The organism is Acidisoma sp. C75 (genome assembly GCF_054665095.1).
Genome location: NZ_BAAFHD010000047.1, coordinates 1 through 267, shown reverse-complemented (window position 1 = coordinate 267; position 267 = coordinate 1). Strand labels below are relative to the sequence as shown.

General features: G+C 68.2%; 1 protein-coding gene. It reads right to left on the bottom strand.

What is annotated here, in order from left to right; all coding sequences use genetic code 11:
- Window positions 1-267: hypothetical protein (locus ACYQ7X_RS17505; protein ID WP_459698356.1), on the bottom strand; the 267-nt coding region annotated here is incomplete at both ends.

Genomic DNA, 267 nt, shown 5'->3' with positions numbered 1-267 from the left:
CTCCAGAATGCGGGCGAGGCCATCGCGGAGTGTTGCGAGCCGGGCGCGGTCATAGAGGGCGGGATTGGCGTGCAGCTCGATCTCTGGCACACCGGATGCGCGGTCATAGAGGCTGAAGCCGATATCCTCGATCGGGCCGATCGAGACGTTGCGGGCGGTGAAGCCGACCTCGCCGAAGCGGCGGGCGTAATCGAACGCCATGACATTGACGGCGGGGCCGAAGCTGCGGAGGCGGGCGGGCAGGAGATCGCGCGCCAGGATCTCGCC